The 13148-nt window shown below is 69.6% G+C and carries 12 protein-coding genes; 5 read left to right on the forward strand and 7 right to left on the reverse strand.

Annotated elements, in window-relative coordinates:
- Positions 1–8: 8 nt before the first annotated feature.
- The 3 genes from ACIRVK_RS08705 to ACIRVK_RS08715 form a co-directional block, all read right to left on the reverse strand.
- A complete protein-coding gene (locus ACIRVK_RS08705; RefSeq protein WP_404244711.1) occupies positions 9–1115 on the reverse strand; it encodes a TniB family NTP-binding protein in 1107 nt (368 codons plus the stop codon).
- 173 nt (positions 1116–1288) lie between these two features.
- Complete coding sequence (locus tag ACIRVK_RS08710) at positions 1289–3574, reverse strand: transposase (RefSeq protein ID WP_404244712.1); 2286 nt, start codon at positions 3572–3574, stop codon at positions 1289–1291.
- Complete coding sequence (locus ACIRVK_RS08715; RefSeq protein ID WP_404244713.1) at positions 3574–4251, reverse strand: TnsA-like heteromeric transposase endonuclease subunit; 678 nt, start codon at positions 4249–4251, stop codon at positions 3574–3576. The genes ACIRVK_RS08710 and ACIRVK_RS08715 overlap by 1 nt, the downstream gene beginning before the upstream one ends.
- 350 nt (positions 4252–4601) lie before the next feature.
- Between ACIRVK_RS08715 and argC the strand changes: the two genes are divergently transcribed.
- From argC to ACIRVK_RS08740, 5 genes are all read left to right on the forward strand, one after another.
- Complete coding sequence (gene argC / locus ACIRVK_RS08720; RefSeq protein ID WP_404244714.1) at positions 4602–5630, forward strand: N-acetyl-gamma-glutamyl-phosphate reductase; 1029 nt, start codon at positions 4602–4604, stop codon at positions 5628–5630.
- Positions 5631–5742: 112 nt separating this feature from the next.
- Positions 5743–6894, forward strand: coding sequence for a bifunctional glutamate N-acetyltransferase/amino-acid acetyltransferase ArgJ (gene argJ / locus ACIRVK_RS08725; RefSeq protein ID WP_404244715.1), 1152 nt, complete (start codon positions 5743–5745; stop codon positions 6892–6894).
- Positions 6891–7799 carry an acetylglutamate kinase gene (gene argB / locus ACIRVK_RS08730; RefSeq protein WP_404244716.1) on the forward strand — a complete coding sequence of 303 codons (909 nt, stop codon included), beginning with the start codon at positions 6891–6893 and terminating at the stop codon, positions 7797–7799. Before argJ ends, argB begins: the two co-directional genes overlap by 4 nt.
- The gene (locus tag ACIRVK_RS08735; RefSeq protein WP_404244717.1) at positions 7796–8974 is read left to right on the forward strand and encodes an acetylornithine transaminase; all 1179 of its coding nucleotides are present in this window, start codon (positions 7796–7798) and stop codon (positions 8972–8974) included. The genes argB and ACIRVK_RS08735 overlap by 4 nt, the downstream gene beginning before the upstream one ends.
- Positions 8975–8993: 19 nt before the next feature.
- Positions 8994–9533, forward strand: coding sequence for an arginine repressor (locus tag ACIRVK_RS08740; protein WP_404244718.1), 540 nt, complete (start codon positions 8994–8996; stop codon positions 9531–9533).
- 18 nt (positions 9534–9551) lie between these two features.
- Here ACIRVK_RS08740 and ACIRVK_RS08745 read toward each other — a convergent pair whose 3' ends face one another.
- The 4 genes from ACIRVK_RS08745 to ACIRVK_RS08760 all read right to left on the reverse strand — a co-directional run bounded on the left by ACIRVK_RS08745 (position 9552) and on the right by ACIRVK_RS08760 (position 13139).
- On the reverse strand, positions 9552–10289 hold the full coding sequence (locus ACIRVK_RS08745) for an FAD:protein FMN transferase (RefSeq protein ID WP_404244719.1): 738 nt from the start codon (positions 10287–10289) through the stop codon (positions 9552–9554).
- Positions 10290–10344: 55 nt separating this feature from the next.
- On the reverse strand, positions 10345–11163 hold the full coding sequence (locus ACIRVK_RS08750; RefSeq protein WP_404244720.1) for an FMN-binding protein: 819 nt from the start codon (positions 11161–11163) through the stop codon (positions 10345–10347).
- 28 nt (positions 11164–11191) lie between these two features.
- Positions 11192–12574 carry a ferric reductase-like transmembrane domain-containing protein gene (locus ACIRVK_RS08755; protein ID WP_404244721.1) on the reverse strand — a complete coding sequence of 461 codons (1383 nt, stop codon included), beginning with the start codon at positions 12572–12574 and terminating at the stop codon, positions 11192–11194.
- 76 nt (positions 12575–12650) lie between these two features.
- Positions 12651–13139 (reverse strand): FMN-binding protein, encoded by a 489-nt coding sequence (locus tag ACIRVK_RS08760; protein ID WP_404244722.1) that lies wholly within the window; start codon positions 13137–13139, stop codon positions 12651–12653.
- Positions 13140–13148: the final 9 nt, after the last annotated feature.

Genomic DNA, 13148 nt, shown 5'->3' on the forward strand with positions numbered 1-13148 from the left:
TCCATCCGTCAGGCGCCTGTGCGGGCAGCCGGGCCAGGGTCATCGAAAACGGTGTTCCGGCGTCGTTTCGCCTGCGTGGCCTTCTTGACGGCGGTCCGCGGGGCGGCCGGGATGATGGGCTCGTCCGGCGGCTGCTCGGGCTCGTCCCGCCGGAGCACGATCTCGTCCAGCAGGCTCTCGTCGATCATTTCCTTCCCGGACTCCATGGCTTCCTGGGCGCCGTCTTCGAGCAGGCGTCCCAGCAGGCCGATGACACCGCCGGTGCGACGCATCAAGTACTCCGGCATACCGCCGCCGGTGAGCATGCCCTGCGTCGCGTTCATCAGCCGCAGGTGCTTCTCGATTCCCTTCAGGTGATTGACGAAGGCCGCGATCTGTGTCGGGGTGGTGTAGCGGAACCGGTCGATCTCGATGAGCTCGAATCGGTGTTCCGTCTGGGTGACCTCCAAACCGTGGATGCGGGTCGATTCCAGCGCTGGCATCTCCCATTGCCGGGTCTTCTTGTTCCACTTGGCCTCACGCAGCAGCCCGATGCCGGAGATGTTGACGCCGGTCAGGATCAGAGTGACGTCCAGGCTCATAAAGGCCCGCATTAGGTCGAGGACGTCCTGGTCGTCGGCTCTGTGCATCCGCAGCCGGCTGATGTCGTCCAGAATCAGAGCTTTGACGCCATGGTCATAAAGGGAGTCGGCGACCTGCCGTACCAGTTCCGGCAGCGTGGCCGACTTGCGGGTCGGGGCCCGGAAGAAGCCTAAGATCGACGTGCAAAGGCTTTTCGGGGTTGCTGTCACCGGGGTCGAGACATAGACGACCGGTGCGTGGAGATCGCGGGTGCCCGGCAGAGTCTGAGGGTTGAGGTGGCTGTGGAGTTCCAGCCACTGCTTTTCGAAGACGGCTCCGGCTGAGCAGACAGACGCGGTCTTGCCGTAGTTGCCCCAGCCGCTGATCATGACGCCGGCGCGGGTCGGGTCGTTCTTCTTCCTAGTGTTGCCGCTCAACCGGCGCCGGATCAGGTTGCCGACCTTGTCGTGCATGGGGGTGTCCTGCAGCGGGAGGTTCGCGTTCGTCAGCTCCCGGTAGAGGTCGTAGTCGTACTTGCGGCCCTCAGGGAGCATCGACCACCGCTGCGGGGAGATTGTCGGAGCGGGGACGAGTAGGTCGTAGTGGGTGCGGTAGTGCTGCCAGCCGACGTAGGTGTCGAGGGGCGGGCGGCTGCCCAGGATCAGCTCGGCGATCCTGGTTCGTGAAGGCAGACCGTCCAGCGGACCATCGTGAGAGAGGGCTCGGGTCACGTGTCGTCCTCCTGGACAGGTGTATCGGCTTCCGAGTCGTCGGGGGGCGGAAGCCGGAACATGGGACGCCGGTTCAGGGCCTCGTGCAGCGTTGCCGGGGCCACGGGCTTGACGTCGGCGAGGGCTTCTTCGCGTCGTCGACGGCGGTCGGCGTCGACCGCGTGGTCGATCGTGCGGGCGTGCTCGGCCCAGGCCGCGGGCATCTCAGCCGGAGCTTGCTCACCTGCGATGGCGGGTGCGGCGGGGCGGTCAGCGGCCGCAGCCTGTGCGCGGGTGATCTCGCGGGCTTGGGCGATGCGCTGCTTCTTTCCGGCCTTCCTCTTGGCCTGGCTGGGCCATTGGTCGACTGGGGTGACCGAGCCGAGGATTCCGAGCAGATGTTCCAGGAGCTCGCTCTCGGAATGGATCCTGATCTTGTTCGCCCTCACGCGTGTCAGCAGGGCGTCGGCAGTCTTGTCCGAGAACGCAGGGATCTCACCTTCGGGCGGCAGTCCTCTCCAGCGCAGAATGTGCCAGGTCTCGTGGTCTGCAGGGTCCTGGAAGAACACCTGCCGGCGGTCCCTCCGGTCACTGCGGACAACCCACTTGCCCGCGTGTTTGCCGCCCCGGGCGGAGGGCTGCTGGAAGCGCGGTTCGTCGAAGACCGGGTGGTGATACCAGAGCCCGAGGATCTTCACCCCGCGACGAGGATGGATCTTCACGTGGTGTTTGCGCAGGACCCTGTAGTAGAAGCTCGGTTCGGGGAAGTCCAGGTCGAAGCCGCCCTGTTCCATCGCGGCAGCGAACAGGGTGTTGGGGCTGTGGTCTTCACCCGGCGCCCAACTCGGGGCGTATTCGCCTAGTTTACGGTTCTGCCAGATCTGGACGATCCAGGTGGCGATGATGTGCTCGGCTTGCGTGAGCGTGAGGCTCGCATCGCGTTCCGGGTCGGCCCCGCGATCCGCGACGTCACCGCCGGTGAATCCCAGCAGGTGCTCGAAGAGCATGGTCTGGATGGTGAGGAACTGGCGCTCGACCGCGAACTTGTCAGTCTGCCGCAGGACGCGAGCAGGCAGGATCCGGCAGCCGATCTCCGTTTCGGCTTCCACCAGGTCGTGATTCTTGTAGGGGCCGCCGTGGTCGGTGGTGACCGTCTCGGGGGCGAAGAACGGCAGAGCGGCGACCCGGTGCCCGGTGAACTCGGCGATCACCTCGGCCGGCACCCCTGCGTAGGGCCATTCCATGTCCTCGCCCCAGCCGTCCCGCATCGGAAGCGGCAGCATCACGTCCCGCAGCAGCATCGCGATGTCGACCGAGGTGTCGGACTGGAGCGTAAGCCGGAAGGCCGGCAGCCCGTGCGTGTAGAGATCGAGTGCGAGGGTCAGCGTCGCGGTGATCGCGTCGCCGAACACGGTCTCGCGCAGCTTCACCGGCATCGGGGTCGAGTCCAGCACCAGAACCTGGCCCGGCCGGTGGACCACCATCCGGCCGGAGACCCCGGCCTCCGCGGCCGCCTCCGCCGTCCGCCCGTAACGCGGCCGGGCTCCGCCGGGCCCGAACCACTCCTTCCAGACGGCCGCGAGCGTCCAGCGGGAAGGGATCTTCTCAGTGGGAAACGTCGGGAACCGCTCACGCATGTACTGATGCATCAACCGGTGCTTGGCACCCTGGCTCAGGCGGGCGCGTGGGCCGCACTCGGCCTTTACTGCGAAGATCGCCTCCCGGACCTCCTTCGTGATGGTGCGGTGCCCGCTGCGTCGCCGCGTCCAGCGCCCGTCTGCGCAGGCCAGCAGGAGACTGTCGCCCACCAGTCCCGACAGACGTACCAGCGTCCGGTAGCTGAGGTGCTGCAGACCGCACCGGACCGCCTCCGGACGGGGTATCGCCTCTATCTCCGCAGCCTTTGCGTACCGACGCTGAGTCAACGTCGTGCGGTCCGGGTCGTAGGCCGGCCGGGGCTCACCCGGCAGGGCCCGAGCCGGGTGGCCCTCCCGGAACCCCGTCTCGGCTTCCAGTACGTGCGCAGCCCGCAGCCGTGCCCGCTCTAACTGGTCCTTGGTCAGGTCGGCCAGGGTCCTCGGCTGCCGGGCGACCGGCGGCGGGCGCCCTGACTCGACTGCCGGAAGAAGCCGCAGGTCAGCGTGGTTGATGAGCCAACGGAACGAGCGGGTCTCCGCGCGGCCGTCGTCATCCACGAGGACGAGCCGGCCGAGTTGGCCGTGGACGTCGTCAACCGTCCACTCGACGCCATTGAGCGCGACCCGCCTACCCGGCGCGATCTGCAAGAACCCCCTCGCTGCCATCACACCGCCCAGATCAGTGAGCTGTGGCGCAAGGGACTGCCCAGGTCTACGCCGAGCTCGCGGTGCCAGAGCAGCCGGACGATGTTCGCCCGGCCAACGGAAGGCACGCTGGTCGCCTCCGCCAGGTCGGAGAACGTCATCGCCTGCCCCTGCTGCCCGCTGATAGCGGTGAGCAGCTGCTCGCGCATGCCGAGAAGGTCCCTCGCCGGCCGCCGGCGCGAGGACAGGTGGTCAAGGACGCTCCAGACATGCGGTCGCCAGCCCGCGACCACCGAGTACCGCCAGCCGCAGGCAGCCGCCACTTCCCTGGCCGCCGCGAACTTCAGCGCGTCCTCTTCCTTGATCAGCTCCATCGGGCGGACGTCCAGCAACCACATCCCACCGCCGATCACGGCCAGGAAGTCCGGGATGTGCCAGGCATGCCCGCCCGCATGCTCGAAGTCCAGCCGGAACGGCTGCGACAGCACTTCCGATGCCCTCAAGAAGTCCAGCGCGACCAGCAGGCTCACTTCCTTCAGCGACTCGAAGCCATGCTTCCCGCCCGCTGACGCCATCGCCTCCAGGCCGGGGCGGTGCCGCTGCTTCGCCCGCCACGTGAACCCCCGCATCGGCCGGGACGACATCACCGGTACGTGAGCCATGTCCCGGACCGGCCAGCAGACCTCGTCAGCGCCCACCTGCCACGTCGAACTCCACCGACGCGGCCAGTCGTCCCCGAGCCGCAGCCGATCCCGCAGTCCGATGTCCCCGTCGTACGCCGTGACAAGGTGGTCCAGTTGACTTGAATCCGACGGGATCTTCGCTCTCGCTGCCGCGCCCACTCATCCAGAGAAGCACCACTCGACCGGCGACGGGGGCGTTTCGCCGGTACTGCCCGCAACACAGCGTGACGGGACCAAGATTTGCCAACCAGGGTTCTCCATGTGCCAACTAAAATTCTCCGTCGCACCTGGTGGAGGCCCGGCCCAGCCAGATTGCATAAACGTGCAGAGAAACGTATAGTCATGCCATCCAGGAGGAGGATGACATGGCGGTACGTGCGGCGGTGGCCGGAGCGAGCGGATACGCGGGCGGTGAGCTCCTGCGTCTGCTGCTCGCGCACCCCGAGATCGAGATCGGGGCCCTGACCGGCAACTCCAACGCCGGCCAGCAGCTCGGCGCGCTCCAGCCGCACCTGCTGCCGCTGGCCGGCCGGGTGCTCCAGGAGACCACCGCCGAGGTCCTCGCCGGACATGACGTCGTCTTCCTCGCCCTGCCCCACGGCCAGTCCGCCGCCGTCGCCGAACAGCTCGGCCCGGACGTCCTGGTCGTCGACATGGGCGCCGACTTCCGGCTGAAGGACCCGGCCGACTGGGAGCGGTTCTACGGCTCCCCGCACGCCGGGACCTGGCCCTACGGCCTTCCCGAACTGCCGGACGCCCGCGCCCGGCTTACTGGGTCCAAGCGCATCGCGGTGCCCGGTTGCTACCCCACGGCCGTCTCGCTGGCCCTCTTCCCGGCCTACGCGGCCTCCCTCGCCGAGCACGAGGCCGTGATCGTCGCCGCGTCCGGCACCTCGGGCGCCGGCAAGTCCCCCAAACCGCACCTGCTGGGCAGCGAGGTCATGGGGTCCATGTCGCCGTACGGCGTCGGCGGCGGCCACCGGCACACCCCGGAGATCGTCCAGAACCTCAGCGCGGCGGCCGGCGAGCGGGTCTCCGTCTCGTTCACGCCGAACCTCGCGCCGATGCCCCGCGGCATCCTCGCCACGTGCAGTGCGAAGGCGGTCCCCGGGGTCACGGGTGAGTCCCTCCGCGCCGCCTACGAGAAGGCCTACGCCGACGAGCCCTTCGTCCACCTGCTGCCCGAGGGCCAGTGGCCCGCCACGGCGTCCGTGTACGGGTCGAACGCCGTTCAGGTGCAGGTCGCGTACGACGAGGCGGCCGGCCGCGTCATCGCGATCAGCGCGATCGACAACCTGACCAAGGGCACCGCGGGCGGTGCCGTCCAGAGCATGAACCTCGCCCTGGGTCTCGACGAGACCACCGGGCTTTCCACGATCGGAGTCGCACCGTGAGCGACGCGCGTGCAGCCACCGGGCCGCAGACAAAGACGACAGCCGCACCTCTGCGCTGCACGGGCGGCAGTGACATCAGCCGCTACCGCGGCGGGGCGAACAAGGAGATGCAGTGAGCGTCACGGCAGCCAAGGGATTCACAGCGGCGGGTGTCGCCGCCGGGATCAAGGCGAACGGCAACCCGGACCTGGCCCTCGTGGTCAACAACGGGCCGCGCCGCGCCGCCGCCGGTGTCTTCACCTCCAACCGTGTGAAGGCCGCGCCCGTGCTGTGGTCCGAGCAGGTCCTGGGGAGCGGCCAGGCCTCCGCCGTCGTCCTCAACTCCGGTGGCGCCAACGCCTGTACGGGGTCCAAGGGCTTCCAGGACGCGCACGCGACCGCCGAGAAGGTGGCCGAGGTGCTGGGGCGCGGGGCGATCGAGGTCGCGGTCTGCTCGACCGGCCTGATCGGCGTCCTGCTCCCGATGGACAAGCTGCTGGCGGGAGTCGAGACGGCAGCCGGGCAACTGTCCGAGCACGGCGGCGAGAAGGCCGCCATCGCCATCAAGACCACCGACACGGTCCACAAGACGTCCGTCGTGACGAAGGACGGCTGGACCGTCGGCGGCATGGCGAAGGGCGCGGGCATGCTCGCCCCGGGCCTGGCCACCATGCTGGTCGTGCTGACCACGGACGCGGTCCTCGAGAACGACGTACTGGACAAGGCACTCCGGGCCGCCACGCGCACGACCTTCGACCGCGTCGACTCCGACGGCTGCATGTCCACCAACGACACCGTGCTGCTGCTGGCCTCCGGCGCCTCCGAAGTCACTCCGGAGTACGAGGAGTTCGCGGAAGCCGTACGTCGGGTCTGCGACGACCTCGGCCAGCAGCTGATCCGGGACGCCGAAGGCGCCAGCAAGGACATCAGGGTCGAGGTGGTGGGCGCGGCGAGCGAGGACGACGCCGTCGAGGTGGGCCGCTCCATCGCCCGCAACAACCTCCTCAAGTGCGCCATCCACGGCGAGGATCCCAACTGGGGCCGCGTGCTCTCCGCGATCGGCACCACCAAGGCCGCCTTCGAGCCGGACCGGCTGAACGTCGCCATCAACGGCGTCTGGGTGTGCAAGAACGGCGGCGTCGGCGAGGACCGCGAGAAGGTCGACATGCGCTACCGCGAGGTGCACATCGTCGCCGACCTCGCAGCCGGCTCCGAGACCGCCACCATCTGGACCAATGACCTCACCGCCGACTACGTCCACGAGAACAGCGCCTATTCGTCATGAGCACCACGCGCAAGCACACCGCCCTGCCCAAGGCCCAGATCCTCATCGAGGCGCTGCCCTGGCTGGTCCGGCACAACGGGAAGACCGTCGTCATCAAGTTCGGCGGCAACGCCATGATCGACGAGGACCTGAAGGCCGCCTTCGCCCAGGACGTCGTCTTCCTGCACCACGCCGGCCTCAAGCCGGTCGTCGTGCACGGCGGCGGCCCCCAGATCAGCGCCGCCCTCGACAAGCACGGCATCGTCAGCGAGTTCAAGGCCGGCCTCAGGGTCACCACCGAGGACGCCATGGACGTCGTACGGATGGTGCTGGCCGGGCAGGTGCAGCGGGAGCTGGTCAACCTGCTCAACCAGCACGGGCCGCTCGCCGTGGGACTGACCGGTGAGGACGCGCACACCATCACCGCCACCAAGCACCAGCCCGAGATCGACGGCGAGTTGGTCGACATCGGGCGGGTGGGCGAGATCACCGAGATCGACACGGGCGCGATCGAGGCACTGCTCGCCGACGGCCGGATCCCGGTCGTCTCGTCGATCGCCCGGAGCCAGGACGACGGACATGTCTACAACGTCAATGCTGATACGGCGGCTGCGGCACTCGCTGCGGCTCTTGGAGCGGAGACTCTCATGGTCCTCACGGACGTCGAGGGTCTCTACGAGGACTGGCCGAACAGCGACGAGGTGATCAGCCGCCTCACCGCTTCCCAGCTGGAGAAGCTGCTGCCGGAGTTGAGCTCCGGCATGGTGCCGAAGATGGAGGGCTGTCTGCACGCCGTGCGCAACGGCGTCACCAACGCCCGGGTCATCGACGGCCGGGTCCAGCACTCGATCCTGCTGGAGATCTTCACCGACGAGGGCATCGGCACGATGGTCGTGCCCGACGGACAAGAGGGGGACGCGTCATGACGGGCAATCAGGAGTTCACCGAGCGGTGGCAGGGCTCGCTCATGAACAACTACGGCACCCCGCTGCTGCCCCTCGTGCGCGGCGAGGGCGCCAGGGTCTGGGACGCCGACGGCAAGGAGTACCTGGACTTCGTCGGCGGTATCGCGGTCAACGCGCTCGGCCACGCGCACCCGGCGGTCGTCGAGGCCGTCGGCCGGCAGATCGCGTCCCTCGGCCACATCTCCAACTTCTTCATGGCCGAGCCGACCGTGACGCTCGCGGAACGGCTCCTGCACCTCTTCGGCCGTGAGGGCAGGGTCTTCTTCTGCAACTCCGGCGCCGAGGCCAACGAGGCGGCCTTCAAGATCGGCCGGCTGACCGGGCGCACCCACGTGGTCGCCACCGAGGGCGCCTTCCACGGGCGCACCATGGGCGCCCTCGCCATGACCGGCCAGCAGGGCAAGCGGGAGCCGTTCCTGCCGCTGCCCGGCGAGGTCACGCACGTCCCGTACGGCGACGCGCAGGCGCTGGCCGCGGCGGTGACCGAGGAGACCGCGCTGGTGATCCTGGAGCCGGTCCAGGGCGAGATCGGCGTGGTCGTCCCGCCCGCGGGCTATCTCAAGGCCGCCCGCGCGATCACGGCCGCGAACGGTGCGCTGCTGGTGCTGGACGAGGTGCAGACGGGGATCGGGCGGACCGGCAACTGGTTCGAGTACCAGGCGCACGAGGGTGTCCTGCCGGACGTCGTGACGCTGGCGAAGGGCCTCGGCGGCGGGCTGCCGCTGGGCGCGACCGTCGCCTTCGGGCGGGCCGCGGAGCTGCTGCAGCCCGGGCACCACGGGACGACCTTCGGCGGCAACCCCGTCGCCTGCGCCGCCGGGCTCGCGGTGCTCGACACGATCGCGAACGACGGCCTGCTGGAGAACGTCAAGCGGCAGAGCGGGGCGCTGCGGGACGGAATCGAGTCGCTGGGCCACCCGTTGATCGACCATGTCCGGGGCGCGGGCCTGCTCCTGGGTATCGTGCTCACCGAGCCGCACGCGCCCCGGGTGCGTCAGGCGGCTCAGGAGGCCGGGTTCCTGGTGAACGCGCCCGCTGCCGACGTCGTACGGCTGATGCCGCCGCTGAACCTCGGCGACGACGAGGTGGCGGCGTTTCTCCGGGCACTGCCCGGCATCCTCGACGGGGACGGATGAGCCTGGGAATGGAACGACGATGAGTCAGGTGCAGGACGACGCACAGCCCGGCGGCCCTGCCGTGCCGCAGACGCGCACCGCGCGGCACCGCCGGATCGTGGACATCCTCAACCGGCAACCCGTGCGCTCGCAGAGCCAGTTGGCGAAGCTGCTCGCGGACGACGGGCTGACGGTCACTCAGGCGACGCTGTCGCGGGACCTGGACGAGCTGAACGCGGTGAAGATCCGCAACACCGACGGCGACCTGATCTACGCGGTGCCGAGCGAGGGCGGGTTCCGCACGCCTCGGGCGCCGCTGGGGGAGTCGGCGAAGGAGGAGCGGATGCGGCGGCTGTCGCAGGAACTGCTGATCTCCGCGGAGGCCTCGGCGAATCTCGTGGTCCTGCGTACCCCGCCGGGGGCCGCGCAGTTCCTGGCCTCGGCCATCGACCAGGCTGAGCTGCATGACATCTTGGGCACGATCGCCGGGGACGACACGGTGCTGTTGATCAGTCGGGAGCCGACGGGGGGACAGGCGTTGGCGGAGCACTTGTTGCGGTTGGCTCAGAACGGCCACTGAATCCCTGGGGACATGCACTCACCCGAGTCGAGATGCCAGGCCCCCTGTGCATCTGACCTCGTCGCCCGCTGTGATGAGCAGGGCCTCCACGTCCGGTAGGGACTCCAGCCAGCGCAGGCCCTCTCGGGAACCCATCGCGAAGGCCGCTGTCGCCCAGCAGTCCGCCCAGGTGAGGGTGGGGGCGACCACCGTCACCGCCACCAGGTCCGTCACCGCCGATCGGCCCGTGCGGGGGTCGACGATGTGGGCGCCGCGTTCTGCCGTGCCCGAGGTGGCGACCGCCAGTTCGTCCGCGCCGGCCGCCGAGACCACCGCCGCCAGGCCGCCGGGGCGCAGCGGGTCGGCGACGCCCACGCGCCAGGGGCGGTGGGGTTCCGGCGCGCCGAACATCTGGACGTCTCCGCCGCCGTTGACGCTGACGCCCGTCGCGCCGGCCGCCCGCAGCCGGCGGGCCGCGCGTTCGGCGGCCCAGCCCTTCACGATGCCGGTGGGATCCAGGCGGCCCTCGTAGCGCAGGCTGAACCAGCCGTCGCTCACCCGCTCGGCCTCGGCGCCCAGCTCCAGCACCTCGGCGACCTCGGGGTCGCACTCCCGCACGGTCAGCTCACCGCGGGCGAGCCGGGAGACCTGGCTGTCCTCGCGGTAGGTGCTGAACACCTCGTTCACCCGGTGCAGCCCGGCGATCGCCTCTCCGAGCGCCGCCCGTACCACACCGGGGTCCCCGCCGCGGACGTCGAAGGAGAAGACGGTCCCCATGACCTCCTCCGCATGACGCACCGCGGCGGGAGCTTCCGCAGACTCCGCCACCGACTCAGCCACCGGCCTGGTCCAGCGCGGACTGCAGCGACTGCTTGTAGCCGCCGCTGGTGTACGTGGCACCCGACACGGAGTCGATCCGCGCGTTGCCCGCCGCCACCGCCTCCTGGTTGAGCTTGGGGATCGCCAGCGCCGTCTTCTGGTCGCTGAGGCCGCCCTTGGGCGCCTGCACCGCGTCCGCCTTGGTGATCTTGCCGTTCGCCACCGTGATACGGACCTGGACCGGGCCGTACTGGGTCTGCGCGACCCTGCCCGTCACCGTCTTGGCCTGCGCGGCGCCGGAGGCGGCACCGGAGGAGGAGCCCGAGCGGCCGCTCGACGACGAGCCCGAGCCGCCGCCCTGCGAGGCACCGGCGCTGGCCTTCATCTTGTCGAGCGCCGACTGCAGGGACTGCTTGTACCCGTTGCTCGTGTACGTCGCCCCGGACACCGCGTCGATCTGCGCGCTCTGCGCGGCGACCGTCTCCTGGGTGAGCTTGGGGATGGACAGCGCCGTCTTCTGGTCGCTGGTGCCGCCCTTGGGCGCCTGGATCGCCTCCGCCTTGGTGATCTTGCCGTTCGCGACGGTCAGCCGTACCTGGACGTTGCCGTACTGCGTCTGGGCCACGTTCCCGTCGATCGTGCCCGAGGCCGTTCCGGTCGCCGCGGTGCCGCCCTGGGGCGACGCCTGGGCTCCCGCGGTCTGCTGCGGTGCCGCACCCGCCGCCTGGGCGTTCGGGGCGGACGCCGGCTTCAGCGACAGCAGCAGCACGACACCCGAGACGGTGGCGGCGCTGGCCAGCACGACACGCCGGATGGGGTGACTCTTCTTCATCGCTACCTGAGCTCCTGGATCCCGTCGCTCACATCTCGAACGACTCGTGATGGATGCGGCGGGCGGGCACTCCCGCACCGCGCAGTGCTTCGTACACGGACTGCGCGAACCCGGCCGGCCCGCACATGAACACGTCGTGGTCGTCGATGTCCGGCAGTTTCTGCCGCAGCCGCTCCGCCGAGATGTCGGGGCGTTCCCCGTCCGGGCTGTTGACGGCGTACATCAGCCGGGCGCCGCGGTCGTCGGCGATGGCGGCCAGCTCGTCCCACAGGGCCAGGTCCTGGGTGGTGTTGGCCCGGTAGAGCAGGGTGATGTCCCCGGCCGCGCCCGGCAGCGTCTCGAACAGTGCTCGCATCGGCGTGATGCCGACGCCGCCGGCGACCAGCAGCACCTTGCCGCGGCTGCGTCGCTGGGCGGTCATCGCGCCGTACGGGCCCTCGGCCCACACCCGGGTGCCGGGTGTCAGCTCCCGCAGCCGTTCGCTGTGGTCGCCGATCGCCTTCACGGTGATCCGCAGCATGTCGGGGCGGGGTGCCGCGGAGAGCGAGTAGGGGTGGGAGCTGAACCGCATGCCCGGCGCGAGGAACCGCCACCGGAAGAACTGGCCCGCCTCCGCGCCCATCCGGTGCAGCTTGCGCCCGCCGATCAGCACCGACACGATGCCCGGCGCCTCCTCGATGACCGCCTCGACCCGCATGCGGTGGCGCATGTTGAGCCGGATCGGGGTGAGGATGCGGTACCAGACCACCAGCGCGGTCACCGACCCGTACAGCGCGTACCAGATGGTCTTCGCCGTCGGCGTGACGGCGAAGTCGTTGCCGGTGGTGATCTGGTGCCAGAACGTCAGGAACACGGCCCCGTACGTCAGCAGGTGGACGTGGTACCAGGTGTCGTACGGGATACGGCGCCGGACCGGACCGATCGAGGTCAGGCCGATCAGCACGAACAGGCCCGTCCCGATGGCCGCCTTGCCCATGTCCGGCAGCTGGTTGATGGAGTCGATGGTCTGCTGGACGATGTCGTTCAGCGTCTTGCCCGCCTGCAGCGCGTAGCCCCACATGATGAGGAAGACGTGCGCGAAGACCAGGCAGAGCGTGTAGCGGCCGCTCATCGCGTGCCAGCGGGCCACCCGGTCCGAGCCGACCCGCCGCTCCAGGGCGGGCACCCGGGCCATCTGCAGCACCACCAGGGCCATCAGGTAGCCGGCCAGCAGACCGGTGATCCGGCCCGCGTTGAGGATCTTGCCGTTCTGGTCGGCGATGGACGGCGTGTTCATCCACCACAGCCACAGCACGCCGACCGCGCCCGCCCAAACGGCGAGCAGCAGGACGGTCGCCGGGGAGCGGCGCGGGCGGATGCGGCGCATCGTCTGGCGGCGGGCGGCGCGGCCGCCTGCGAGCGTGGTGGTCACTGTTCCTCCGGGGCGGGGGCAAGGGGGGTGGGCGTGGTCCCTTGGCCCTGAGATACGTGCCACGACGCGTGTGTGTTCAGCTCCGTGCCGAGTCCAGTGCGGACTGGAGTGACTGGCGGTAACCGTCACTCGTGTAAGTGGCCCCCGAGACGGTGTCGATGTTGGCGCTCTGGGCCTGCAGGGCCTCGGTGCGCAGCTGGGGGAGGGCGTAGCTGTTGATCTCCTGGTCCCGGGGGTTGTCCGTGGGGTACTGCACGGCGGTCACGTCGGTGAGCCTGCCGCTCTTGATCGTGATCTTCACCTGGACGGGACCCCAGCGGGTCTGCACGGTGCTCCCGGTGACGGCCTTGGTGCCGGTCGTGGTCGAGCCCCCGGAGCTGCCGGTTCCGCTGGAGCCCTTCGATCCACTGGACGCGCTCGAACTGCTGGAGGGCGCCGGTACCGCCAGGGCGGCCGTCGGCGCGGTGTGCGGCTTCAGGGACAGCAGCAGGACGAATCCGGAGACGGTGGCGGCACTCGCCAGCACGATCCGGCGCAGCGGACGGTTCCTCTTCAAAGCGTGCACTTCTACGGC

The sequence above is a fragment of the Streptomyces sp. NPDC101152 genome, from assembly GCF_044768275.1.
Lineage (GTDB): Bacteria > Actinomycetota > Actinomycetes > Streptomycetales > Streptomycetaceae > Streptomyces.

Coding starts and splice junctions, on each gene's coding strand:
- ACIRVK_RS08705 (WP_404244711.1), bottom strand. CDS start 1,115: ATGCTCCCTGAGGGCCGCAAGTACGACTACGACCTCTACCGGGAGCTG.
- ACIRVK_RS08710 (WP_404244712.1), bottom strand. CDS start 3,574: ATGGCAGCGAGGGGGTTCTTGCAGATCGCGCCGGGTAGGCGGGTCGCG.
- argC (WP_404244714.1), top strand. CDS start 4,602: ATGGCGGTACGTGCGGCGGTGGCCGGAGCGAGCGGATACGCGGGCGGT.
- argB (WP_404244716.1), top strand. CDS start 6,891: ATGAGCACCACGCGCAAGCACACCGCCCTGCCCAAGGCCCAGATCCTC.
- ACIRVK_RS08735 (WP_404244717.1), top strand. CDS start 7,796: ATGACGGGCAATCAGGAGTTCACCGAGCGGTGGCAGGGCTCGCTCATG.
- ACIRVK_RS08740 (WP_404244718.1), top strand. CDS start 8,994: ATGAGTCAGGTGCAGGACGACGCACAGCCCGGCGGCCCTGCCGTGCCG.
- ACIRVK_RS08745 (WP_404244719.1), bottom strand. CDS start 10,289: ATGGGGACCGTCTTCTCCTTCGACGTCCGCGGCGGGGACCCCGGTGTG.
- ACIRVK_RS08750 (WP_404244720.1), bottom strand. CDS start 11,163: ATGAAGAAGAGTCACCCCATCCGGCGTGTCGTGCTGGCCAGCGCCGCC.